The following is a 24,245-nucleotide window of genomic DNA, read 5'->3' on the forward strand; positions in this document are numbered from 1 at the left end:
TTCACCGTGCGTCCGGCACCGCCGGCGCCTGGCGGACGCCGGCGGAGGCCGGCGTCGCGTTCAGCTGGACCTCGATCACTCCGCTGGCGCTCACCTCCAGTTCGCTGTTGCCGCCCTCGATCTGCGGCACCGGGGCGCTTTCCGCCATGCGCATGTCCTTCATCGCCGCCATCGGCATCAGCGGTGGGCGCTGGCCGCCGCGGCTGTCGAGGTCGAGGCGCACCAGGCGATAACCGCTGGCGCCCATCGCCTCGCTGACCAGCTGGGCGCGGGCCCTGAAGGCGGCCACCGCCTGCTCGAGCAATTGATCCTCGTGCTGCTTGCGACCGTCGGCGGACAGGCTGAAGTGCATGTCGGCCATCTGCAGGTTGTCGAGCAGCTCGCCGCTCAGCTTGGCCAGCGCGGCGAAGTCGGCGCTTTCCAGGCGCAGTTCGGCACGTTCGCGCCAGGCCACCACCTTGCGCCCCTTGTCGTCGTAGACCGGGTAGCTGTGCCGGCTGCCTTGGCTGATCTTGACTGGTTTGACCGTGCGGGCGCGCGCCACGGCGCGGTTGAGGCTGTCGGTGATCCGCGCCGCCAGCCTGGCCGGATCGGCGTCCTGCTCTTCGCTGTACAGGGTGACGTGCATGCGGTCGTGGGCTACCTCGCGGCTGACCTCGGCGCGCAGGCTGATCTGGTTGTAGAGGGGCTGCTCAGCGGCCTGCAGCTGGGAGATACTCAGGCTGGCGCCGAGGGCGAGGAGGGCGGCGAAGCGTTGCACTGGCAACATGGTGACTCCTGTCGATGAGGGGGCCAGGCAAGGATAGCTGGCGATCTCCAATTAGAACCGGGCAGGCATGGGCAGTTCCTCGCGGGAGGCGACCGGCCTGAGCGGAATTTCGCGCGCCAACGACAAGGAAGACCGTCCAGCGCACTCACGGTCGCGGCATGATGCCCCATGGGCGAGGGTGCCGCGCGTATTTGCCGCAGTTTTCGGGAGGCCGCTCTGGTTATACTCGCGCCGATTTTCGGAAGCCTTATGCAAGCACCCGTCCAGCTCTTCTCAGCCAGCCTGCAGAACCTCGCCCGGCTGGTCCTCATCCGCCTGCTCGTGCTGGCCGCCCAGGCCGGCTCGGTCGGCTTCGCCTGGTGGTCGGACCGCCTGCCGCTGCCGTGGACCGAGCTGGGCATCACCCTGGCCGTGTCGGGGCTGCTCAGCATCTTCACCGCCCTGCGCCTGCGTGCCTCCTGGCCGGTCACCGAGCTGGAGTACGCGATCCAGCTCGGCTGCGACCTGGTGATCCACAGCGTGCTGCTGTACTACACCGGCGGTTCGAGCAATCCCTTCGTTTCCTACTACCTGGTGCCGCTGACCATCGCTGCGGCGACCCTGCCCTGGCTGCACACCCTGATACTCGCCGGCCTGGCGTTGGCCAGCTACACCCTGCTGCTGGTCTGGTCGCACCCGCTGGACATGCCGCCCGGGCCGCGCGAGAGCCTGCTGGTCTACGGCATGTGGCTGAGTTTCGCCCTCGCCGCCGGGCTGATCACCTTCTTCGTCGCCAAGATGGCCGAGGAGTTGCGGCGCCAGGAGCAGCTGCGCGCCCAGCGCCGCGAGGAAGGCATGCGCGACCAGCAGCTGCTCGCCGTCGCCGCCCAGGCCGCCGGCGCCGCCCACGAGCTGGGCACGCCGCTGTCGACCATGAGCGTGCTGCTCAACGAGCTGCGCCTGGAGCATCGCGACCAGCCGGCGCTGCAGGAGGATCTCGCCCTGCTGCAGGAGCAGGTCAAGCTGTGCAAGGACACCCTGCAGCAGCTGGTGCGCGCCGCCGAAGCCGAGCGGCGCCAGTCGATCGTCGAGCAGACCGCCAGCGAGTGGCTGGAGGCGGTGCTGCAGCGCTGGCACCTGATGCGCCCGGAGGCCACCTATCGCTACCAGTGCCTGGGCGTCGGCGCGCCACCGCGGCTGATGCCGCCGACCGACCTCAGCCAGGCACTGCTCAACCTGCTGAACAATGCCGCCGATGCCTGCCCGGACAACCTGGATATCCGTCTGGACTGGGACGCGCGGGAGATCTGCCTGAGCATCCGCGACCATGGCCTCGGGGTGCCGCTGGCGATTGCCGAACAGCTCGGCAAGCCGTTCTTCACCACCAAGAGCAAGGGCAAAGGCTTCGGCCTCGGTCTGTTCCTCAGTCAGGCCAGCGTGACCCGTGTCGGTGGTACAGTGAAACTTTACAATCACGAAGAAGGCGGCACGCTGACCGAGTTGCGTCTGCCGCGCAATTACGGCGTCGCCTGAGCGCCGGCTTTTGCCTTGTGCGAGGAATGAGATGAGCGAAGAAGCCCTGTTCGATGCGGAAGAGCAGCCGCATCTGTTGCTGGTCGACGACGACGAGACCTTCACCCGCGTGCTGGCCCGCGCCATGAGCCGGCGCGGTATGCGCGTATCGGTGGCCAGTTCGGCCGAGGACGGCCTGGCCCTGGCCGAGCGCGATACCCCCGACTTCGCCGTGCTCGACCTGAAGATGGGCGGCGACTCCGGTCTGGTGCTGCTGCCCAAGCTGCTCGAGCTGGACAGCGAGATGCGCGTGGTGATCCTCACCGGCTACTCGAGCATCGCCACCGCGGTGGAGGCGATCAAGCGCGGCGCCTGCAACTACCTGTGCAAGCCGGCCGATGCCGACGACGTGCTGGCCGCGCTGCTCTCCGAGCACGCCGACCTCGACAGCCTGGTGCCGGACAACCCGATGTCGGTGGACCGTCTGCAGTGGGAGCACATCCAGCGCGTGCTCAACGAGCACGACGGCAACATCTCCGCCACCGCCCGCGCCCTCGGCATGCACCGCCGTACCCTGCAACGCAAGCTGCAGAAGCGCCCCGTGCGGCGCTGAGGACGCCCCCCTGCCGCGCGCCGGACGCCGCCGAGGCGTCCGGCGCGAGCCTTGTCCGCGTGCTCCCGCTATCATTGGCGCCCTCTCGCCAGCGGGGCATCGCATGCTCTCCCTCTTCCTGCAGACGCTGTACGTAACCCTCCCGGTGTTCTCCATGCTGTTCCTCGGCATGCTGCTCAGGCGCCTCGGGCAGATCGACGAGCATTTCATCCACACCGCCAGCGGGCTGGTGTTCAACGTCTGCATGCCGGTGATGCTGTTCCTCGCCATCCTGCATGCCGACCTCGAGGTGGCGCTGCAGCCGGCGCTGCTCGGTTACTTCGCCCTGGCCACCCTGGTCTGCTTCCTGCTCGCCTGGGGCTGGGCGCTGTGGCGGGTGCCGCAGGCCGAGCGGGGTGTCTACGTGCAGGGCGCGTTCCGCGGCAACAACGGCATCGTCGGCCTGGCGTTGGCCACCAGTCTGTACGGTGATTACGGGCTGTCGCTGGGCGGGGTGCTCAGCGGCCTGGTGATCCTGCTCTACAACAGTCTTGCCGTGCTGGTGCTGGAGGTCTACAACCCCAACGGCAAGACCAGCGTGTGGGGCATCGGCAAGAGCATCCTGCGCAATCCGCTGATTCTCGGCGTGCTGGTGGCGATCCCCTTCGCCTGGTGGCAGGTGCGCCTGCCGGTGTGGCTGACCACCTCGGGCGAGTACCTGGCCCAGCTGACCCTGCCGCTGGCGCTGATCTGCATCGGCGGCAGTCTGTCGCTGGCTTCGCTGCGCGCCAGCAGCGCCCTGGCGCTGAGCGCCAGCCTGATGAAGATGCTCTGGCTGCCGGCGCTGGCCACCCTGGGAGCCTGGCTGGTCGGCTTTCGCCGGGCCGAGCTGGGCATCCTGTTCCTGTTCTTCGCCAGCCCCACTGCGGCGGCCAGCTTCGTCATGGCGCGTGCCGTCGGCGCCAACCACCGGCTGGCGGCGGCGATCATCGTCATCACCACCCTGCTGGCGGTGCTGACCACCAACCTCGGCCTGTTCGTGTTGCAGTGGGGCGGTTGGATCTGACCCGGCGCTGAGCGGTCAGGCGGGCGTCCTGTGCTCCGCGTGTGCAAGGAAGCACACGAATTGTAGTAATCGTTCATCAGTCCTCAGAAAAAAAACGGTTTTTGCGTCAGGTTGTACGACGCGCAACGGCCTGCCCCCACCGGCAGGCCGCTTTGTTTTCTGGGGGAACCATCATGAAGCTTTTCTCGCCGTCGAATCGCTCCCTGACGCGCGATGACATCCGGGTCGTCAACCTGCGGCGCGTACTGCTGCCGGGGCTGGTCGTGAGCCTCGTGTTGAGCCTGGGCGGCTTCGCCGGCGGCCTCTGGGTCGGGCGAGGCCTGGCGCCGGAGGCGCTCGCCACGGCGGATGAGCCGCTGCCGGCGGAGGAACGTTTCGCCATCGCCCGGGTCGGCGAGCTGGTTGGCCGCCTGAAGTCGCTGGAGTCCGATGTGCTCTCGCTGCGCCAGATGCTCGGCGAGCACAAGCAGCTCACCCAGCGGCTGTCGGCGCTGGATCCTTCCCTGCTGCCCGCGTTGCTGCCGGACCGCTCGGCCACGGGCACGGCCTCGGGGCAGGGCGGGCTGCTGCTGCCGCCGCGCGGCTGTTCCGCCAGGGCGCCGGAGGCGGCCGAGGTATCCCTCGAGGATCTGCCGCGCAGCGTGGCGGCAGCGCGTTGCCTGCGCTCGGAGCTGGACCGGCTGATGGAGAGCGTGGCCAGCCGCAATGCGGCGCTGATGGCGATCCCATCGCAGCGGCCGGTGGCGCAGGCCCGCTTGGGCTCGTCCTTCGGCAACCGGCTCGACCCGTTCAACCGGCATCTGGCCTTTCATTCCGGCGTGGACTTCTCGATCCACAGCGGCGCCGCCGTACTGGCGGCGGCCGGCGGCCGGGTGCGCTTCGCGGGGCGTCAGGGCGGGTATGGCCAGTTGCTGGAGATCGACCACGGCAATGGCCTGGTGACGCGCTATGCCCACCTGTTGCGCTTCCATGTCCGCGCCGGCGAGCTGGTGATCCCCGGCCAGCGGATTGCCGAGGTCGGCTCCACCGGTCGCTCGACCGGCCCCCACCTGCATTTCGAGGTGCTGCACCACGGTCGCTTCGTCGACCCGCAGCGCTTCCTGGCTCTTGGTGACCTGGAGCGCGACGCCAGTGCTGTGGCCAACGACTAAGAAACCGTCCACCCGCGAGCTGCTGCGGACCGAGCATCGCCTGCATGCCGTCCGCGCCGGGCGGCCGTGGCAGTGGGCGGTGTTCCTGGTGTTCTGCCTGGTCAGCGCTGCGCTGTGGTGGCGCCTCGACGATGGCCGGACCCGCGAGCGGCAGCTGGCGGCCCTTGCCGCAGAAAACCGTTCGCTCAAGGCGGCGCTGGAGCAGAGCCGTCTGCAGCAGGACGAGGCGCTGGCCACCGAGGCGCAGTTGATGCGGCGGATCGAGGAGATGTCGGCGCAGGTCAAGCGCCTGAAGACGGAGCTGGCCTTTTTCCGTCAGCAGAAGAAAAGCCACTAACCATTCGGGAGTTGGAAATGTTCAGCAGCAAGAAATCGGCCTCCAAGGTCTCGATCGACAAGTTCTCCAGCCTGATCTCCGGCAACGTGTCGATGAGCGGCGATCTGGAGTTCGAGGAAGGTCTCAAGATCAGCGGCGTGTTCAAGGGCAACATCGGTCACAAGCGAGGCACCCACAGCCTGCTGGCGCTGAGTGCCGAAGGGCGCATCGAGGGCAACGTGAGCAGCTACGATGCGCTGATCGACGGCACCATCGTCGGCGACCTGGTGGTCGAGCATCTGCTCGAGCTGCACTCCAACGCGCGGGTGCGCGGCAACATCAGCTACCGCCAGCTGAGCATGGAGAATGGCGCGGTGGTCGACGGCAAGCTCAACCGCCTGGGCGACGACGAGGGGCTGGCGCAGGTGGTCGAGCTGCCGCGCCAGGCCCAGGAAGCCTGAGGCGTCATCCCGCGCGCGGTCTGCGCCCGCCGTGCGCAGCGCCTCAGCGCTGCAGCCGCCAGGCGCGCCCGCCGATCACCAGCAGGGTGACCAGGGTCAGCGGCAGCACGAACCAGGTCATCGCCTGGCTGAACATGGCCAGGCCCGGCGCGTCGGTGCTGTGCATGATCAGCCAGCTGGTATAGAGGGCGTAGTAGAGGACGAACAGCGCACCCTCCCAGCGGTTGATGCGGTAGCCGGCGAAGAAGATCGGCAGGCACGCCAGCGCCACCGCGATCATCACCGGAAAGTCGAAGGACAGCGCGTTGGCCGAAACGTTGATCGGCAGCGGCGACACCAGCGAAGCCAGGCCGAGCACGCAGAGCAGGTTGAAGATGTTGCTGCCGACCACGTTGCCCACGGCGATGTCGCGCTCGCCCTTGAAGGCGGCGATCATCGAGGTGGCCAGCTCTGGCAGCGAGGTGCCGACGGCGATCACGGTCAGGCCGATGACCAGCTCGGACAGCCCCAGCGCCTTGGCCAGGCTCACCGCGCCCTCCACCAGCAGGTTGGAGCCGCCGACCAGCAGCACCAGGCCGGCGATCAGCAGGCCGAGGTTGACCGCCCAGGCATACGGCTTGGGCGTTTCGTGCAGGCCGAACTCCTCGACGAACTCGTCGCCCTGGGCGGTCCCTGCGGCGGCGCCCTTGTCCTTGCGGCTGCTGATGATCAGGAAGGCGGTATAAGCGACCACGGCGCCGAACAGCAGGGCGCCGTCGAGACGGCCCAGCTTGCCGTCCATGGCCAGCGCCCAGGTCACCAGGCTGGCGCCGATCATCAGCGGCACGTCGAGGCGGATCAGCTGGCGCGAGACGATCAGCGGCGCGACCATGGCCGACAGGCCGAGGATCAGCAGCACGTTGGCGATGTTGCTGCCGACCACGTTGCCCACGGCGATGTCGCCGCTGCCGTCGAGGGCGGCCTGCACGCTTACCGCGGTTTCCGGCGCGCTGGTGCCGAAGGCGACCACGGTCAGGCCGATGATCAGGGGCGGAATGCCGAACTGGGCGGCCAGGCGTGCGGCGCCGCGCACCAGCACTTCGGCGCCGGCGACCAGCAGCACCAGGCCGCCGATCAGGTAGACGAAGGTCATCAGGGTCATGGACAGGCTCCGGGAAAATTTGCGCCAGCTTAGCGATTTGCCGTGGCGCTGCCAGCCCCGGAGCAGAACCGATTGTTACCGGGTGCTGCGCCCTGGCGCTCAGTCGGCCAGGACCTCCAGGCGCACCGGTGCCACGCCGCGACTCAGCATGTCGAGGCGCTCGGCGGCGGCGCGCGACAGGTCGATGATCCGTCCGCGGGCGTGCGGGCCGCGGTCGTTGATGCGCACTACCACGCTGCGCTGGTTGGCGAGATTGATGACCCGGACCCGGCTGCCGAACGGCAGGCTGGGGTGGGCGGCGGTCAGCGCGTGCATGTCGAAGCGCTCGCCGCTGGCGGTGCGCCGACCATGGTGGCGGCTGGCGTAGAACGAGGCCTGGCCTTCGGCGCGATAGCCGTCGGAGTCGGCGGGCTGATCGCGACTGGCGCAGCCGCTGAGCAGCACGAGCAGGAGGGCAAGGGGCAGGGTTCGACGCATGTCGGTTCTCCGCAAGGCCTGCGCCGGACAAGCGGCGCGGCTGGGGTTCGGGGGAGCAGACATCCGTGCCGCGACATCGTTCCTGTCGGCAGCTCCGCTCCGGCCATGCCTGGCCGACGCTGGTGGGGCAACGCTGGGGTTGCCGGTCGATTGCTGCGCGCGGGGCAAGACCCACCGGGCGGTGGGTCTTGCCGGCGGCGGGCTCAGCCCTCGAGCAGCTTCTTCAGCAGCTCGTTGACCTGGCCGGGGTTGGCCTTGCCCTTGGAGGCCTTCATCGCCTGGCCGACGAAGAAGCCGAACATCTTGCCGCGTTTGGCTTCGTCGCTGGCACGGTACTGTTCGACCTGGGCGGCGTTGGCGTCCAGCACTTCCTTGAGAATCGCCTCGATGGCACCGGTGTCGGTGACCTGCTTCAGACCCTTCTTCTCGATGATCTCATCGGCAGAGGCACCCTCGCCGGCGGCGAGGAACTTGAAGACATCCTTGGCGATCTTGCCGGAGATGGTGTTGTCCTTGATGCGCAGGATCAGCCCGCCGAGCTGCCCGGCCGATACCGGCGACTGCTCGATCTCGATGCCGTCTTCATTCAGCAGGCTGGACAGCTCGCCCATCACCCAGTTGGCCGCCAGCTTGGCGTCGCCGCAGGCGGCCTGCACGGCCTCGAAGTACTCGGCCATCTCGCGGCTGGCGGAGAGCACGCTGGCGTCGTAGGCGGACAGGCCGTACTGGCTTTCGAAGCGCGCGCGCTTCTCGCCCGGCAGCTCCGGCAGTTCGCCACGGATTTGCTCGATGAAGTCGTCTTCCAGCACCACCGGCAGCAGGTCGGGGCAGGGGAAGTAGCGGTAGTCGTTGGCTTCTTCCTTGCCGCGCATCGAGCGCGTCTCGTCCTTGTTCGGGTCGTACAGGCGGGTTTCCTGCACCACCTTGCCGCCGTCCTCGATCAGCTCGATCTGCCGCTGGATCTCGTGGTTGATCGCCTTCTCGATGAAGCGGAACGAGTTGACGTTCTTGATCTCGGCGCGGGTGCCGAAGGCTTCCTGGCCCTTGGGGCGCACCGAAACGTTGCAGTCGCAGCGCAGCGAGCCTTCGGCCATGTTGCCGTCGCAGATGCCGAGATAGCGCACCAGCGCGTGGATCGCCTTGACGTAGGCGACCGCCTCCTTGGCGCTGCGGATGTCCGGCTCGGAGACGATCTCCAAGAGCGGGGTGCCGGCGCGGTTGAGGTCGATCCCGGACATGCCGTGGAAGTCCTCGTGCAGGCTCTTGCCGGCGTCCTCTTCCAGGTGCGCGCGGGTGATGCCGATGCGCTTGCTGGTGCCGTCCTCCAGGGTGATGTCCAGGTGACCCTTGCCGACGATGGGGTGATCCATCTGGCTGGTCTGGTAGCCCTTGGGCAGGTCGGGGTAGAAGTAGTTCTTGCGCGCGAACACGTTGGTGCGGCCCAGTTCGGCGTCGATCGCCAGGCCGAACTTCACCGCCATGCGCACGGCCTGTTCATTCAGCACCGGCAGGGTGCCGGGCATGCCCAGGTCGACCAGGCTGGCCTGGGTGTTCGGCTCGGCCCCGAAGGTGGTGGCGCTGCCGGAGAAGATCTTCGATTGGGTGGAGAGCTGGGCGTGGATTTCCAGCCCGATCACGGCTTCCCATTGCATTGTGCGTGTTCCTCAGAATCCGGCCGGGGTGCGGGTGTGCCAGTCGCTCACCTGCTGGTACTGGTGCGCCACGTTGAGCAGGCGCGCCTCCTGGAAGTACGGCGCCAAGAGCTGCACGCCCACCGGCAGGCCGTCGACGAAGCCGGCCGGCATGGACAGGCCGGGGATGCCGGCGAGGTTGGCGGTGATGGTGTAGATGTCTTCCAGGTAGGCCGACACCGGATCGGCGCTCTTCGCGCCGAGCTTCCACGCCGGGTTCGGGGTGGTCGGGCCGAGGATCAGGTCGACCTCGGCGAACGCCTGGACGAAGTCGTTCTTGATCAGCCGGCGGATCTTCTGCGCCTTCAGGTAGTAGGCGTCGTAGTAGCCGGCCGACAGGGCGTAGGTGCCGACCATGATCCGGCGCTTGACCTCGGCGCCGAAGCCCTCGCCGCGCGAGCGCTTGTACAGGTCCTCGAGGTTGACCGGGTTCTCGCAGCGGTAGCCGAAGCGCACGCCGTCGAAGCGCGACAGGTTGGAGCTGGCCTCGGCCGGGGCGATCACGTAGTAGGCCGGGATGGCGTGCTGCATGTTCGGCAGCGAGATGTCCTTCACGCTGGCGCCGAGCTTCTTCAGCTCCTCCACGACGGCGAGCACCTTCTCGGCGATGCGCGCGTCGAGGCCGGCGCCGAAGTATTCCTTCGGCAGGCCGATGCGCAGGCCGGCCAGCGGCTGGTTCAGCGCGGCCAGGTAGTCGTCGACCGGCTGATCGACGCTGGTGGAATCCTTGGCGTCGAAGCCGGCCATGGCGCCGAGCAGCAGGGCGCAGTCCTCGGCGCTGCGGGCGATCGGACCGCCCTGGTCGAGGCTGGAGGCGTAGGCGATCATGCCCCAGCGGGACACGCGGCCGTAGGTCGGCTTGAGACCGGTGAGGTTGGTCAGCGCTGCCGGCTGGCGGATCGAGCCGCCGGTGTCGGTGCCGGTGGCGGCCGGGATCAGCCCGGCGGCCACCGCGGCGGCCGAGCCGCCTGAGGAGCCGCCCGGCACGCGGGAGAGATCCCAGGGATTCTTCACCGCGCCGTAGTGGCTGGATTCGTTGGCCGAGCCCATGGCGAACTCGTCCATGTTCAGCTTGCCGAGGCTGACCGCACCGGCGCTGGCGAGCTTCTCGACCACGGTGGCGTCGTAGGGCGCCTTGAAGTTGTGGAGGATCTTCGAGGCGCAGGTGGTCAGCACGCCCCGGGTGCAGAACAGGTCCTTGTGGGCGATCGGCGCGCCGAGCAGGGCGCCGCTCTCGCCGCTCGCACGGCGGGCGTCGGCGGCGGCCGCCTGGGCGCGCGCCTCGTCGGCGGTGACGGTGATGAAGCTGTTCAGCTGCGGGTCGAGATGCGCGATGCGCGCCAGCAGGGCGTCGCTCAGCTCGACGGCGGAGAAGTCCTTGGCGGCCAGGCCGCGGGCGATTTGCGTCAGGGTCAGTCGATGCATCACTCGATCACCTTGGGAACCAGATACAGGCCGTTCTCCACGGCCGGGGCGATGGCCTGGTAGGCGTCGCGCTGATTGGTTTCGCTCACCACGTCGGCGCGCAGGCGTTGGGTGGCTTCCAGCGGGTGGGCCAGCGGCTCGATGCCGTCGGTGTTCACCGCCTGCATCTGGTCGATCAGGCCGAGGATGTTGTTGAGGGTCTCGGTGGTGCGCGGAATCTCCGCCTCGTCCAGCCCCAGGCGGGCCAGATGGGCGATTTTTTCCACGTCGGAGCGTTCGAGCGCCATCGGGGATCTCCAGCGGAAAGCGACGAATGACCGGCGGGTGAGGGCAGGGGGAACAGGGCCGCAAAACGGCGGTCAAAGGCCGCGATGAGGGGCCTTTGCGGCCCGGAAAAGCGAGCAATCTAACATATGTGCGCCTTGCCCAAAATCCCTGCCGTTGTTAGAGTTCGCCGCACTTTTAGCCACGCGTTACCCCCAGGGTTTCTGTCCCATGTTGAAAAAACTGCGCGGCATGTTTTCCAGCGATCTGTCGATCGACCTGGGCACTGCCAACACCCTTATTTATGTGCGTGAGCGCGGGATTGTGCTCAACGAACCGTCCGTGGTTGCCATTCGCAGCAGCGGCAACCAGAAAAGCGTGGTGGCCGTCGGTACCGAAGCCAAGCGCATGCTGGGGCGTACCCCGGGCAACATTTCCGCGATCCGCCCGATGAAGGACGGCGTGATCGCCGACTTCAGCGTCTGCGAGAAGATGCTGCAGTACTTCATCAACAAGGTGCACGAGAACAGCTTCCTGCAGCCGTCGCCGCGCGTGCTGATCTGCGTGCCGTGCAAGTCGACCCAGGTCGAGCGCCGCGCCATCCGCGAGTCGGCCCTCGGCGCCGGTGCCCGCGAGGTGTTCCTGATCGAAGAACCGATGGCCGCGGCCATCGGCGCCGGCCTGCCGGTGGAAGAGGCGCGTGGCTCGATGGTCGTCGACATCGGCGGCGGCACCACCGAGATCGCCCTGATTTCCCTCAACGGCGTGGTCTACGCCGAGTCCGTGCGGGTCGGCGGCGATCGCTTCGACGAGGCCATCGTCACCTACGTGCGCCGCAACTACGGCAGCCTGATCGGCGAGTCCACCGCCGAGCGCATCAAGCAGGAAATCGGCACCGCCTACCCGGGCAGCGAGCTGCGCGAGATCGACGTGCGCGGCCGCAATCTGGCCGAGGGCGTACCGCGCAGCTTCACCCTCAACTCCGCCGAGGTGCTCGAGGCGCTGCAGGAGTCGCTGGCCGCCATCGTCCAGGCGGTGAAGAGCGCCCTCGAGCAGTCGCCGCCGGAGCTGGCCTCGGACATCGCCGAGCGCGGCCTGGTGCTGACCGGCGGTGGCGCGCTGCTGCGCGACCTCGACAAGCTGCTGGCCCAGGAAACCGGCCTGCCGGTGATCGTCGCCGAAGACCCGCTGACCTGCGTGGCGCGCGGCGGTGGCCGCGCCCTGGAGATGATCGACCGTCACGCCATGGATCTGCTGTCCACCGAGTGAGTCTCGAGCGGCAAGCCCTGCCTGGCAGGCCCCAGCGCCTGGCGCCGGGGCTTGTCGACCGGCGCTTGACGTTTCAGGCTTGAGGCTTGCCGCTGCGAGGAGCTCGCCATCAAACCGCTTTTCACCAAGGGACCCTCGCTGGGTGTGCGCCTGCTGGTGCTGACCGTGCTATCGGTGGCGCTGATGGTGGTCGACGCCCGCTTCGACACCCTCAAGCCGCTGCGCAGCAACCTGGCGCAGATCATCACCCCCTTCTACTGGCTGGCCGAACGGCCGCTGCGCCTGTGGGAGAGCGTCAGCCAGCAGTTCAGCAGCCGCGACGAGCTGATCGCCGAGAACGAGAAGCTCAAGGCCGAGGCGTTGCTGCTGCAGCGGCGCCTGCAGAAGCTGGCGACCCTCACCGAGCAGAACGTGCGCCTGCGCGAGCTGCTCAATTCGGCGGCGCTGGTCGACGAGCAGGTGCTGGTCGGCGAGCTGATCGGCATCGATCCCAACCCCTTCACCCACCGCATCCTGATCGACAAGGGCGAGAAGGATGGCGTGTTCCTCGGCCAGCCGGTGCTCGATGCCCTCGGCCTGATGGGCCAGGTGGTCGAGGTGATGCCCTATACCGCGCGCGTGCTGCTGCTCACCGACACCACCCACAGCATTCCGGTGCAGGTCAACCGCAACGGCCTGCGCGCCATCGCCGTCGGCACCGGTAACCCGGAAAGCCTCGAGCTGCGTCACGTCGCCGATACCGCCGACATCAAGGAAGGCGACCTGCTGGTCAGCTCCGGTCTCGGTCAGCGCTTCCCGGCCGGCTATCCGGTGGCCACCGTCAAGGAAGTGATCCACGACTCCGGCCAGCCGTTCGCCGTGGTGCGTGCGGTGCCGACCGCGCGGCTCAACCGCAGCCGCTACCTGCTGCTGGTGTTCAGCGACCAGCGCTCGCCCGAGCAGCGCGCGGTGGACGCCGCGCTGGCCCAGGAGGCGGCCGACCGCGAGGCGGCCGAGGGTGGCAGCGCAGCGCCGAACGCCGGCGCAACCGCCACGCCGCCGACCAGTCCGCCAGCGGCTCCGGCCGGCGCCGACAATCAGGCTGTGCCGGCACCAGCGGCCGCGGTGCCGACCCCCGCAGGAGGAGTGCGCTGATGGTGGTGGCTACCCGTTCCCACAATGGCTGGTTCGTCTGGTTCAGCCTGCTGTTTGCCCTGTTGCTCAGCGTCGCGCCGATGCCCGAGTTCATGGAGGTCGGCCGGCCGCTGTGGGTGCCGCTGCTGCTCGCCTACTGGCTGCTGGCCGCGCCGCAATGGATCGGCATGACCCGGGCCTGGCTGCTCGGTCTGGCCGCCGACGTGCTCTACGGCACGCCGCTCGGGCAGAACGCCCTGGTGCTGGCGTTGATCGTGTGCATGCTGCTGTCGCTGCACCAGCGCCTGCGCATGTTTCCGGTCTGGCAGCAGAGCCTGGTCCTGCTGGTGGTGTTCGGCCTGGCCCAGCTGGTGCAGCTGTGGATCAACACCCTGACCGGCAATCGTCCGCCGACCCTGCTGTTCCTCTTCCCCGCCCTGGTCAGCGCCCTGCTCTGGCCGTGGGTGTTCACCATCATGCGCTGGATCAGCCGCCTGCTGCGCGTGCACTAACCCGTCCCGCCACGTTCCGAGAGGGATATCGCTCGTGAAAACGCTCCATCTGGCCTCCGCCTCGCCCCGCCGCCGCGAACTGCTGCTGCAGATCGGCGTGCCGCACCAGCGCGTCGCTGCGCCGATCGACGAAAGCGTGCTGCCGGGCGAGACGCCGGCCGCCTACGTCGAACGTCTGGCCCGCGCCAAGGCTGCCGCCGGCCTGGCGGCGCTCGGCGCGGCCGACGCCTGCGTACTGGGCGCCGACACTGCGGTGGTGCTGGATGGGCGTATTCTCGGCAAGCCGGCCGATCGCGCCGATGGCCTGGCCATGCTGGCGGCGCTGTCCGGCCGCGAGCACGAGGTGCTCACCGCGGTGGCGGTGGCCGACGCCAGTCGCTGCCTGACACGGGTGGTGCGCAGCCGTGTGCACTTTCGCACCCTGGCCGAGGCCGAGCGCGAGGCATACTGGGCGAGCGGCGAACCGCAGGACAAGGCAGGCGGCTACGCCATCCAGGGCCTGGCGGCGATCTTCGTCGACCGCCTCGAGGGCAGCTATTCTGCGGTGGTGGGCCTGCCGCTGGCGGAAACCGCCGAGCTGCTCGCCGGTTTCGGCATTGCCTGCTGGCAGCGTGACGGCGGCGCCTGAACGGGCGCAGCATGGACGATTCCCTCCCGCGACGAGAACGATAACTAGATGAGCGAAGAAATCCTGATCAACATCACCCCCATGGAATCGCGCGTGGCGGTGGTGGAAAACGGCGTCCTGCAGGAAGTCCACGTCGAGCGCACCCAGCGTCGCGGCATCGTCGGCAACATCTACAAGGGCAAGGTGGTGCGCGTGCTGCCCGGCATGCAGGCGGCATTCATCGACATCGGCCTGGAGCGCGCCGCCTTCATCCATGCCTCGGAAATCTCGACCCGCGAGGGCAGTGCGGTGGAAAGCATCAGCGCCCTGGTGCACGAGGGACAGAGCCTGGTGGTGCAGGTGACCAAGGATCCGATCGGCACCAAGGGCGCGCGCCTGACCACCCACCTGTCGATCCCCTCGCGCTACCTGGTGTACATGCCGCGCACCAGCCACGTCGGCATCTCGCTGAAGATCGAGGGCGAGGCCGAGCGCGAGCGCCTCAAGCAGGTGGTGGCGGCCTGCGTCTCCGCCGAGGGCATCGAGGAGCAGGGTGGCTTCATCCTGCGCACCGCCGCCGAGGGCGCCGGCGCCGACGAGATCCTCGCCGACATCCGCTACCTGCGCCGCCTGTGGGAGCAGATCTCCACGCAGATGCAGACGGCCGGCGCGCCCTCGGTGATCTACGAGGACCTGTCGCTGGCCCTGCGTACCCTGCGCGACCTGGTCAGCCCGCGTACCGAGAAGATCCGCATCGACTCGCGGGAGACCTTCCAGAAGGTCGGCCTGTTCGTCGGTGAGCTGATGCCGGAAGTGTCCGACCGTCTCGAGCACTATCCCGGCGAGCGGCCGATCTTCGACCTCTACGGCGTCGAGGACGAGATCCAGAAGGCCCTGGAGCGCAAGGTGCTGCTCAAGTCCGGCGGCTACCTGATCATCGACCCGGCCGAGGCGATGACCACCATCGACGTCAACACCGGCGCCTTCGTCGGCCACCGCAACCTCGAGGAAACCATCTTCAAGACCAACCTCGAGGCGGCCACCGCGATCGCCCGCCAGCTGCGCCTGCGCAACCTCGGCGGCATCATCATCATCGACTTCATCGACATGGAGGACGAGGAGCATCGCCGCCAGGTGCTGCGCACGCTGGAGAAGATGCTCGAGCGCGACCACGCCAAGACCAACATCATCGGCATCACCGAGCTGGGCCTGGTGCAGATGACCCGCAAGCGCACCCGCGAGAGCCTGCAGCAGGTGCTCTGCGAACCCTGTCCGAGCTGCCAGGGCCGCGGCCGGCTGAAGACCGCGGAAACCGTGTGCTACGAGATCTTCCGCGAGATCCTCCGCGAAGCGCGTGCTTACCAGGCCGAGGGTTACATGGTGTTGGCCAGCGACAAGGTGGTGGGCCGCCTGCTCGACGAGGAGTCCGGCAACGTCGCCGACCTCGAGGCCTTCATCGGCCGGCCGATCCGCTTCCAGGTGGAGAGCGAGTACTCCCAGGAGCAGTTCGATGTGGTGCTGCTCTGAAGCAAGGGGCTGACATGTCCGCCTCTGGCCGTCTGCTGGAGCGCACGCTGGATGCTCTGCTCGCCCTCACGGCGCTGTTGTTGCTGCTGGCGGCGCTGTACGTCAGCCTCGGGCGCGCACTGGTGCCGCTGGTGGCCGAGTACCGGCCGGAAATCGAGCAGCAGGCCAGCGCGGCGCTCGGCCAGCCGCTGCACGTCGGCGCGCTGAGCGGCCACTGGCAGGGGTTCATCCCGGTGCTGGAGTTGAGCGACGTCCAGCTGCAGGCCGAGGGCGAGGCCCTGCACCTGGAGCGCCTGCGGCTGTTGCCGGATCTGTTCGCCAGCCTGCGCAGCCGCAGCCTGCGCATCGCCCGCGTCGAGCTGCATGGTCTGCAGCTCGGCCTGCGCCAGAGACCGGACGGTAGCTGGCGAGTCAAGGGACTGCGCCAGGCCGAAGGCCCACGCCCGGCCATCGATTCGGCTCGGGTGCTCGCCGCGCTGCTGATGCCGCGTCGCATCGTGGTGCTCGACGGCCGGGTCACCCTCGAGCCGCAGCAGGGCGAGGTAGCGACCCTCGGCTACATCGGCCTGACCCTCGACAATCAGCCGGGGCGCCAGCGTCTGGATGGCCGCCTGCACCTGCCCGATGGTCAGCCGCTGAGCTGGCAGCTGCGCAGCGAGCTGCGTGCCGACGACTGGCAGCGGGCCGCCGCGCAGCTCTACCTCAGTCTGCCGCAGAGCGACTGGGGCAGCTGGCTGGCCGGGCACTTGCCGGCGGACTGGCCGTTCAGCCTGCAGCGCCTGCAGGTCGGCGGCGAGGTCTGGCTGGACTGGGCCGACGGCCGGGCGCAGCGCGCCGTGGCCCGCCTGCATGCGCCGCAGCTGGTGCTGGGGCGCCGCGACGCGGCGCCTGCGGAGCTGAGCGACCTGGCGCTGAGCGCCCATTTCGCGCGCGAAGACGCAGGCTGGCGCTTGCTGGTCGAGGAGCTGGCCGGCAGTTTCGCCGGCGAGCGCCTGAACCCCGGCCAGCTGCAGCTGCGCCATCAGCCGGGCGAGCAGCGCAGCTGGAGCCTGCAGGCCGAGCGCCTCAACCTGGCGCCCCTGGTGGCGCTGACCCGCACCCTAGCGCCGCTGCCTTCGCTGGCCGACGAAATCCTCGCCAGCCTGGCGCCGCACGGACGCCTGCGCGACCTGCGGGCCGAGATCCGTCCGCGTGGCGAGGGGCTGCCCGAGGTCGAGTACAACCTGCGCCTGGACAAGGTCGGCTTCGGCGCCTGGCACAACGTGCCGGCGGCGGACAACATCAACGGCACGCTCAGCGGCAACCTCGAGGGCGGCGAGCTGCGTCTGGATGCCCGCGACTTCATGCTCCACCTCGCCACCCTGTTTCCCCAGCCCTGGCGCTATCGCGAGGCGCATGCACGGCTGGACTGGCGCCTCGATGCCGACGCCTTCACCCTGTCCAGCCCGTTGATGCGCCTGTCCGGCGAGGAAGGCGAGCTGGCCGGCAACATGCTGATCCGCCTGCGCCGCGACCCGGCCGCCGAGGATTACATGGACCTGCAGGTCGGTCTGCGCCACAGCCAGGCGCACTTCACCGAACGCTACCTGCCGACCCTGTCGCCCGGTCTCAGCCCGCAGTTGGCCGACTGGCTGAAGAGCGCGATTCGCGCCGGCGAGGTCGACCAGGGCCTGTTCCTCTACCAGGGCTCGCTGAACAAGGGCGCGCCGGCCCACTCGCGCACCCTCGGCCTGTATTTCAAGGTGCGCGACGCCGAGCTGGCCTACCAGCCGGAGTGGCCGCCGCTGCGCCAGCTGGAGGGCGAGGTGTTCGTCGCCGATGGTGAGGTGCGCATCCTGGCGCCGAGTGCGCAGGTGCTGGACAGCCGCCTGCGCGACGTGCAGGCCGAGGTGCACGGCGGCGGGAGCGGTCAGGGGCCGCGTCTGACGGTGGCGGGGATGGTTGACAGCAGCGTCGGCGACGGCCTGAAGATCCTCCAGGACACGCCGCTCGGCCGCGGCCAGACCTTCGTCGGCTGGCAGGGCGAGGGGGCGCTGAACGGGCGCCTGCAACTGGACATCCCGCTGGCGCGCCAGGGCGGTGCGGTCCGCACGGTGGTCGATTTCGCCGCCGAGAATGCCCGCCTGCAACTGCCCAGACCGGCCATCGAGCTGCAGGCGATCACCGGCGCGTTTCGCTACGACAGCGCGCGGGGCCTGAGCGCGCCGGAAGTGCGGGCCCGTGCCTTCGATCGCGAACTGCGCGCGGTGATCCAGGCGCGCGGCCAGCCGGGCAAGCCCTACAGTCGGCTGGACGTGCGCAGCAGCATCGCGGTCGAGCGTCTGGTCAGCTGGCTGGGGCTGCAGCCGGCGCAGATTCCGGCGCGGGGCGAACTGCCCTATCGCCTGTGGCTGGATCTCGATTACGGCGAAGCCAGCCGCCTGCGCGTCAACTCCGACCTGCAGGGCGTGGCGATCGACCTGCCGGCACCGCTCGGCAAACCGGCCGAGCAGGCGCGCAGCGCCAGCTGGCGGATGACCCTGGGCGGCGCCGAGCGCCGTTACGGCTTTAGCTACGCCGGCCTGGCCAGCCTGAGCTTCGCCGCTCCGCTCGAGCAGTTGGCCAGAGGGCGCGGCGAGCTGCGCCTCGGCGGCGAGGCCGCGCAACTGCCCCAGGAGCTCGGTCTGCATATCCGCGGCCGGTTGAGCGAGTTCGACTGGGCGGCCTGGCAGGCGGTGCAGGCGCGGCATGCTGGCGACAGCCAGGGGCAGGCGCTGGGCAGTCTGTTGCAGTCGGTGGAGCTGGAGATCGGTCGCTTCACGGCGGGGGCGCTGACCCTCGAGCAGTTGCAGGTCGGCCTGCGCCGCGCCGCTGCGGGCTGGCGCCTGGCGCTGGACAATCCGCAGGTGAAGGGCAACGTTGTGGTGCCGGCGGACAAGGCGGCGCCGCTGCGCGTGGAGCTGGAGCGTCTGCGCCTGCCGGCGCGGGCCGCTGCCGAGACGGAGGGGACGACGCCGGCGGCGATGCCGAGCGATCCGCTGGCCGGCGTCGATCCGCGCAGCCTGCCGGCGCTGGACGTGACCATCCTTGCCCTCTATCGCGGCGAGGAGCGCCTCGGCCGCTGGCGCTTCCGCAGCCGGCCGACGGCGGGCGGGGCTCGTTTCGAGCAGCTCGATCTCGACCTCATGGGCCTGCAGGTCGATGGCAGCCTGGACTGGCAGGGTAGTGGGGCGGCCAGTCGCAGCCGTTTCCGCGGCCGGCTGTACGGCCGGGATGTGGCCGACGTGCTGCTGGCCTGGGGCTACGCCCCGAACATCAGCAGCGAGAGCTTCGAGCTGGCCGTCGACGGCGACTGGCCGGGCTCGCCGGCGATGGCCGGTCTCAAGCGCTTCAGCGGCAGCCTGGATGGGCAGTTGCGCCAGGGTCAGCTGCTCGAGGTGGAAGGCGGCGCCAGCGCCCTGCGGGTGTTCGGCCTGCTCAACTTCAACTCCATCCGCCGCCGCCTGCGCCTCGACTTTTCCGACCTGTTCGGCAAGGGCCTCGGTTACGATCGCATCAGCGGTCGACTGTACGGTACCGATGGGGTGCTGCTGACCCGCGAGCCGTTGGTGCTGGATGGCCCATCCACCCGGCTGGAGCTGGACGGCCAGCTGGACGTCGCCCAGGACCGCATCGCCGCCAGGTTGCGCGTGACCCTGCCGCTGTCCAACAACCTGCCGCTGGCCGCGCTGCTGGCCGGTGCCGCGCCGGTGGCCGGCGCGCTGTTCATCGTCGACCAGCTGGTGGGGGACCGCCTGTCACGGGTGGCCAGCGTCGAGTACCGGGTCGCCGGACCCTGGCGCGACCCGCAGATCACCCTGTTCGGCAAGCCGTAAGATGACAAACGCCGTGCGCTCCGGGTTAGGATGGGTGCATGTGCGGGGGAGTAGACGATGGGCACTGTCGCAGTCATCCAGATGGTCAGCCAGGCCGACGTGGCGAGCAATCTCGCGCGGGCGCGGGCGCTGCTCGAGCAGGCTGCGCAGAGCGGCGCGCGGCTGGCGGTGCTGCCGGAGAACTTCGCCGCCATGGGCCGCCGCGATCTTGCCGCCCTCGGCCGCGCCGAGGCCGCCGGCGAGGGGCCGCTGCTGCCCTGGCTGCAGGCGACGGCGCGCGAGCTGGGCCTGTGGATAGTCGCCGGCACCCTGCCGCTGCTGGCGGAAGGACAGCGCGACGGCAAGCCGCATGCCTGCTCGCTGCTGATCGACAGCGACGGCCAGATCGCCGCGCGCTACGACAAGCTGCACCTGTTCGACGTCGAGGTGGCCGACAGCCGCGGCAGCTACCGCGAGTCCGACGATTTCGCCCACGGCGAGCGCCTGGTGCTGGCCGACACCCCGGTCGGCCGTCTGGGCCTGACCGTGTGCTACGACCTGCGCTTCGCCGAGCTGTACAGCGCGCTGCGCGAGGCCGGCGCCGAACTGATCAGCGCGCCTTCGGCGTTCACCGCGGTGACCGGCGCGGCACACTGGGAGATCCTGGTGCGCGCGCGGGCCATCGAGACCCAATGCTACCTGCTGGCCGCCAACCAGGGCGGCCAGCACCCGGGGCCGCGGGAAACCTTCGGCCATTCGCTGATCGTCGATCCCTGGGGCGAGCCGCTGGCCCGCCAGCCGCGCGGCGAGGCGGTGCTGCTGGCGCAGGTCGACCGTCCGGCGCAGGCGGCGATCCGCCAGCGCATGCCGGTGCATGCCCATCGTCGCCTGCGCCCCGGAGCGCTGCAACCTTCGACCAAGGAGTCCTCATGAACACCCTGTCCTCCGTCAGCGACCAGCTGCTGACCCCCGGCGGCCTCAGCCTGGAGCGCCTGCCGGCGCTGCTCGGCGAGCTGGCCGGCCCCGGCATCGATGCCGCCGACCTGTACTTCCAGAGCCAGGTGTCCGAGTCGTGGCTGCTCGAGGACGGCATCGTCAAGGAAGGCAGCTTCCATCTCGACCAGGGCGTCGGCGTGCGTGCCCAGTCCGGCGAGAAGACCGGCTTCGCCTACAGCAACAGCATCGAGGAGCACGCCCTGCGCCAGGCGGTGCAGGCCGCCCGTTCGATCGCCCGCGCCGGCCAGCAGGGCCGCGTGCAGACCCCGGCGGTGCAGGTGCCGCCGCGCCTGTACGGCGCCGCCAATCCGCTGGAGGTGCTCAGCCGGGCGGAGAAGGTCGAGCTGCTCAAGCGCATCGACCAGGCCACCCGCGCCCTCGACCCGCGCATCAGCCGGGTCACCGTGAGTCTGGCCGGCACCTGGGAGCAGGTGCTGGTGGCGGCTATCGACGGCAGCCTCGGTGCCGACGTGCGCCCGCTGGTGCGCTTCAACGTCAGCGTGATCGTCGAGCAGGGTGGCCGCCGCGAGCGTGGTGCCCACGGCGGCGGCGGGCGCACCGACTATCGCTACTTCCTCGAACACGACCGTGCCATGGACTACGCCCGCGAGGCGGTGCGCCAGGCGCTGGTCAACCTGGAGGCGGTGCCGGCGCCGGCCGGCAGCCTGCCGGTGGTGCTCGGCAACGGCTGGAGCGGCGTGCTGCTGCACGAGGCGGTCGGTCACGGTCTGGAAGGCGACTTCAACCGCAAGGGCAGCTCGGCCTACAGCGGCCGCATCGGCCAGCCGGTGGCCTCGAAGCTGTGCACCATCGTCGACGACGGCACCCTGCCGGGCCGCCGCGGCTCGCTGAGCCTGGACGACGAGGGTACGCCGACCCAGTGCACCACGCTGATCGAGAACGGCGTGCTGCGCGGCTACATGCAGGACAAGCTCAACGCCCGCCTGATGGGTGTACGGCCGACCGGCAACGGGCGCCGCGAGTCCTACGCGCACCTGCCGATGCCGCGCATGACCAACACCTACATGCTGGCCGGCGAGAGCGAGCCGGAGGAGATCATCCGCTCGGTGAAGCGCGGCCTGTACTGCGCCAGCCTCGGCGGCGGCCAGGTGGACATCACCAGCGGCAAGTTCGTGTTCTCCACCAGCGAGGCTTACCTGATCGAGGACGGCCGGATCACCGCGCCGGTCAAGGGCGCCACCCTGATCGGCAACGGCCCGGAGGCGATGAGCCGGGTGTCGATGGTCGGCAACGACCTGGCGCTCGACAGCGGGGTGGGCACCTGCGGCAAGGACGGTCAGTCGGTGCCGGTCGGCGTCGGCCAGCCGACCCTGAAGATCGAGGCGATCACCGTCGGCGGTACCGGCGGCTGACGAGGTCGCAGGGTGGACAACGGCGCAGCCTTGTCCACCAGCGCTGTTGGACCGATGGGGCGGGTGGGCAACTCGCGCAGCGATTGCCCATCGAGGTGTTCGCTGGTGGATAACGCTGCGCGGTTATCCACCCTGCGGCATCACGGTGACTTTGCTCAGCGCAGGCCGCGCTTGGTCTCGTCGATCTCGCGCAGGTACTTGAACACCTTGCGCGCGGCTGCCGGCGGCTTGTTGTGCGCGGCCTCGTGCTGGGCGTGGCGGATCAGCTGGCGCAGGTGCTGGACGTCGGCCTCGGGGTATTCGCCGAGCAGCGCCTCGAGGTCGGCATCGCTGCCGCCGACCAGGCGGTCGCGCCAGCGCTCGAGGGCGTGGAAGCGCTCGTTGTACTGGCGGGTCGAGGCGTCCATCTGGTCGAGCAGGCCGGTGATCGCCTCGATGTCCTGGCTGCGCATCAGCTTGCCGATGTACTGGATGTGGCGTTTGCGGGCGGCGTGGGCCTTGTGCTTGGGCGCCTCGAGCAGGGCCCTGAGCAGCATGTCGGAGAGCGGCAGGCGTTCGAGCTGCTCGGGCTTGAGCGTGGTCAGGCGCTCGCCGAGGTCCTGCAGGGCGTGCAGCTCGCGCTTGACCTGGGATTTGCTCTTCTCTCCGGAGAAGTCGTCGTCGAATTGTTCAGACATGGGGCGGGTCCGCTGGGAAACGCGCCATGATAACCACTCAGGGGCCGCTTGTCCGGCCCGGCCGGCGTGCCGGCGGGAAAACAGGAGCAGGACATGAGTTCAGCCGTGGAAAGCGTGGGGCCGCAGGCCCTGCCGGGATTGCAGGAGCAGGTCGAGGCGATCCTCGCCGAAGCGCGCCGCCAGGGCGCCACCGACTGCGAGGTGGCGGTGTCGCTGGAGCAGGGCTTGTCGACCAGCGTGCGTCAGGGCGAGGTGGAGACGGTCGAGTTCAACCGCGACCGCGGTTTCGGCATCACCCTCTACCTGGGGCAGCGCAAGGGCTCGGCGAGCACGTCGGCGCAGGGGGCGGCGGCCATTCGGGAAACGGTTGAGGCGGCGCTGGCTATCGCCCGGCACGCCTCGGAGGACGATTGTGCCGGGCTGGCCGATGCCGCGCTGATGGCCCGCGAACTGCCCGATCTCGACCTCTACCATCCTTGGGCGATCAGCCCGGAGCAGGCCATCGAGCAGGCGCTGGCCTGCGAGGCCGCCGCTTTTGCCGCCGATCCGCGGGTGACCAAGGCCGACGGCACCACCCTCAATACCCACCTCGGCTGCCGCGTGTACGGCAACAGCCGCGGCTTCGTCGGCGGCTACGCCTCCAGCCGGCACAGCCTGAGCTGCGTGATGATCGCCGAGGGCGAGGGGCAGATGCAGCGCGACTACTGGTACGACGTCAGCCGCGTCGGCAGCGAGCTGGCCGGCGGCGAGTCGATCGGCCGGCGCGCGGCCGAGCGCGCGGTGGCGCGCCTGGGCGCGCGGCCGGTGCCGACCTGCGAAGTGCCGGTGCTGTTCGCCGCCGAACTGGCCACCGGGCTGTTCGGCCATTTCCTCGCCGCGATCTCCGGCGGCAACCTGTACCGCAAGTCCTCCTTCCTCGAGGGGGCGCTGGGGCAGACGCTGTTCCCCGAGTGGCTGAGCCTCGACGAACGGCCGCATCTGCCGCGCGGCATGGGCAGCGCCAGCTTCGACGGCGACGGCCTGGCGACCTACGCCAAGCCCTTCGTCGACGGCGGCAAATTGGTGTCCTACGCGCTGGGCACCTATTCCGGGCGCAAGCTGGGCCTGCCGAGCACCGCCAACGCCGGCGGCGTGCACAACCTGTTCGTCAGCCACGGCAGCGAGGACCAGGCGGCGCTGCTCCGCCGCATGGATCGCGGCCTGCTGGTCACCGAGCTGATGGGGCAGGGGCTCAACCTGGTCACCGGCGACTACTCGCGCGGTGCTGCCGGCTTCTGGGTGGAGAACGGGATCATCCAGTTCCCGGTACAGGAGGTGACCATCGCCGGCAACCTGCGCGACATGTTCAGCGGCATAGTCGCGGTGGGCTCCGACGTGGAGGCGCGCGGCAACGTGCGCACCGGTTCGGTGCTGATCGAGCGGATGATGGTCGGCGGCAGCTGAGGTCGCGCTGGGGCAGGGGCGCCCGTAGGTTGGATGGCCACCCCGTGGAAG

General features: G+C 69.4%; 22 protein-coding genes. 15 read left to right on the forward strand and 7 right to left on the reverse strand.

Annotated elements, in window-relative coordinates:
• Position 1: 1 nt before the first annotated feature.
• Positions 2-769 carry an SIMPL domain-containing protein gene (locus BLT78_RS00350; RefSeq protein ID WP_090347076.1) on the reverse strand — a complete coding sequence of 256 codons (768 nt, stop codon included), beginning with the start codon at positions 767-769 and terminating at the stop codon, positions 2-4.
• 249 nt (positions 770-1,018) lie between these two features.
• Between BLT78_RS00350 and BLT78_RS00355 the strand changes: the two genes are divergently transcribed.
• From BLT78_RS00355 to BLT78_RS00380, 6 genes are all read left to right on the forward strand, one after another.
• On the forward strand, positions 1,019-2,281 hold the full coding sequence (locus BLT78_RS00355) for an ATP-binding protein (RefSeq protein WP_090347077.1): 1,263 nt from the start codon (positions 1,019-1,021) through the stop codon (positions 2,279-2,281).
• Between the two features lie 31 nt (positions 2,282-2,312).
• Entirely contained in the window at positions 2,313-2,873 is a 561-nt protein-coding gene (locus BLT78_RS00360; RefSeq protein WP_090347078.1) for a response regulator transcription factor, read from the forward strand.
• Positions 2,874-2,976: 103 nt separating this feature from the next.
• Positions 2,977-3,918 (forward strand): AEC family transporter, encoded by a 942-nt coding sequence (locus BLT78_RS00365; protein ID WP_090347079.1) that lies wholly within the window; start codon positions 2,977-2,979, stop codon positions 3,916-3,918.
• 173 nt (positions 3,919-4,091) lie between these two features.
• Positions 4,092-5,069 carry a M23 family metallopeptidase gene (locus tag BLT78_RS00370; protein WP_090347080.1) on the forward strand — a complete coding sequence of 326 codons (978 nt, stop codon included), beginning with the start codon at positions 4,092-4,094 and terminating at the stop codon, positions 5,067-5,069.
• Complete coding sequence (locus BLT78_RS00375) at positions 5,050-5,406, forward strand: hypothetical protein (protein WP_090347081.1); 357 nt, start codon at positions 5,050-5,052, stop codon at positions 5,404-5,406. Before BLT78_RS00370 ends, BLT78_RS00375 begins: the two co-directional genes overlap by 20 nt.
• A 17-nt stretch (positions 5,407-5,423) precedes the next feature.
• Positions 5,424-5,846 carry a bactofilin family protein gene (locus BLT78_RS00380; RefSeq protein WP_090347082.1) on the forward strand — a complete coding sequence of 141 codons (423 nt, stop codon included), beginning with the start codon at positions 5,424-5,426 and terminating at the stop codon, positions 5,844-5,846.
• A gap of 43 nt (positions 5,847-5,889) precedes the next feature.
• Here BLT78_RS00380 and BLT78_RS00385 read toward each other — a convergent pair whose 3' ends face one another.
• The 5 genes from BLT78_RS00385 to gatC all read right to left on the reverse strand — a co-directional run bounded on the left by BLT78_RS00385 (position 5,890) and on the right by gatC (position 10,867).
• Positions 5,890-6,987: a calcium/sodium antiporter gene (locus BLT78_RS00385; RefSeq protein ID WP_090347083.1), complete on the reverse strand. Its 1,098-nt coding sequence runs from the start codon at positions 6,985-6,987 to the stop codon at positions 5,890-5,892.
• Positions 6,988-7,086: 99 nt separating this feature from the next.
• Entirely contained in the window at positions 7,087-7,464 is a 378-nt protein-coding gene (locus tag BLT78_RS00390) for a septal ring lytic transglycosylase RlpA family protein (RefSeq protein WP_090347084.1), read from the reverse strand.
• Between the two features lie 203 nt (positions 7,465-7,667).
• On the reverse strand, positions 7,668-9,116 hold the full coding sequence (gene gatB, locus BLT78_RS00395; RefSeq protein WP_090347085.1) for an Asp-tRNA(Asn)/Glu-tRNA(Gln) amidotransferase subunit GatB: 1,449 nt from the start codon (positions 9,114-9,116) through the stop codon (positions 7,668-7,670).
• Between the two features lie 12 nt (positions 9,117-9,128).
• On the reverse strand, positions 9,129-10,583 hold the full coding sequence (gene gatA / locus BLT78_RS00400) for an Asp-tRNA(Asn)/Glu-tRNA(Gln) amidotransferase subunit GatA (RefSeq protein ID WP_172830753.1): 1,455 nt from the start codon (positions 10,581-10,583) through the stop codon (positions 9,129-9,131).
• Positions 10,580-10,867 (reverse strand): Asp-tRNA(Asn)/Glu-tRNA(Gln) amidotransferase subunit GatC, encoded by a 288-nt coding sequence (gene gatC / locus BLT78_RS00405; RefSeq protein ID WP_090347087.1) that lies wholly within the window; start codon positions 10,865-10,867, stop codon positions 10,580-10,582. Before gatC ends, gatA begins: the two co-directional genes overlap by 4 nt.
• A gap of 208 nt (positions 10,868-11,075) precedes the next feature.
• Between gatC and mreB the strand changes: the two genes are divergently transcribed.
• The 8 genes from mreB (at position 11,076) to tldD (ending at position 22,074) form a co-directional block, all read left to right on the forward strand.
• Positions 11,076-12,113, forward strand: a complete 1,038-nt coding sequence (gene mreB, locus BLT78_RS00410) for a rod shape-determining protein MreB (RefSeq protein WP_090347088.1) — start codon at positions 11,076-11,078, stop codon at positions 12,111-12,113.
• A gap of 156 nt (positions 12,114-12,269) precedes the next feature.
• Positions 12,270-13,247, forward strand: a complete 978-nt coding sequence (gene mreC / locus BLT78_RS00415; protein WP_231975844.1) for a rod shape-determining protein MreC — start codon at positions 12,270-12,272, stop codon at positions 13,245-13,247.
• Entirely contained in the window at positions 13,247-13,738 is a 492-nt protein-coding gene (gene mreD, locus BLT78_RS00420; RefSeq protein WP_090347090.1) for a rod shape-determining protein MreD, read from the forward strand. Before mreC ends, mreD begins: the two co-directional genes overlap by 1 nt.
• A gap of 34 nt (positions 13,739-13,772) precedes the next feature.
• Positions 13,773-14,366 carry a Maf family protein gene (locus tag BLT78_RS00425; protein WP_090347091.1) on the forward strand — a complete coding sequence of 198 codons (594 nt, stop codon included), beginning with the start codon at positions 13,773-13,775 and terminating at the stop codon, positions 14,364-14,366.
• Between the two features lie 48 nt (positions 14,367-14,414).
• Complete coding sequence (rng, locus tag BLT78_RS00430) at positions 14,415-15,872, forward strand: ribonuclease G (protein WP_090347092.1); 1,458 nt, start codon at positions 14,415-14,417, stop codon at positions 15,870-15,872.
• A gap of 14 nt (positions 15,873-15,886) precedes the next feature.
• Positions 15,887-19,726, forward strand: a complete 3,840-nt coding sequence (locus BLT78_RS00435) for a YhdP family protein (RefSeq protein ID WP_090347093.1) — start codon at positions 15,887-15,889, stop codon at positions 19,724-19,726.
• Between the two features lie 57 nt (positions 19,727-19,783).
• Positions 19,784-20,638 carry a carbon-nitrogen hydrolase family protein gene (locus BLT78_RS00440; RefSeq protein WP_090347094.1) on the forward strand — a complete coding sequence of 285 codons (855 nt, stop codon included), beginning with the start codon at positions 19,784-19,786 and terminating at the stop codon, positions 20,636-20,638.
• Positions 20,635-22,074: a metalloprotease TldD gene (gene tldD, locus BLT78_RS00445; protein WP_090347095.1), complete on the forward strand. Its 1,440-nt coding sequence runs from the start codon at positions 20,635-20,637 to the stop codon at positions 22,072-22,074. Before BLT78_RS00440 ends, tldD begins: the two co-directional genes overlap by 4 nt.
• 155 nt (positions 22,075-22,229) lie before the next feature.
• Here the strand turns inward: tldD and yjgA are convergent, their stop codons facing one another.
• Positions 22,230-22,751: a ribosome biogenesis factor YjgA gene (yjgA, locus tag BLT78_RS00450; RefSeq protein WP_090347096.1), complete on the reverse strand. Its 522-nt coding sequence runs from the start codon at positions 22,749-22,751 to the stop codon at positions 22,230-22,232.
• 93 nt (positions 22,752-22,844) lie between these two features.
• On the opposite strand from yjgA, the gene pmbA reads away from it, so the two are divergent.
• Positions 22,845-24,194, forward strand: a complete 1,350-nt coding sequence (pmbA, locus tag BLT78_RS00455) for a metalloprotease PmbA (RefSeq protein ID WP_090347097.1) — start codon at positions 22,845-22,847, stop codon at positions 24,192-24,194.
• The last annotated feature ends 51 nt before the right edge of the window (positions 24,195-24,245 follow it).

This window comes from Pseudomonas oryzae (assembly GCF_900104805.1).
GTDB lineage: Bacteria > Pseudomonadota > Gammaproteobacteria > Pseudomonadales > Pseudomonadaceae > Geopseudomonas > Geopseudomonas oryzae.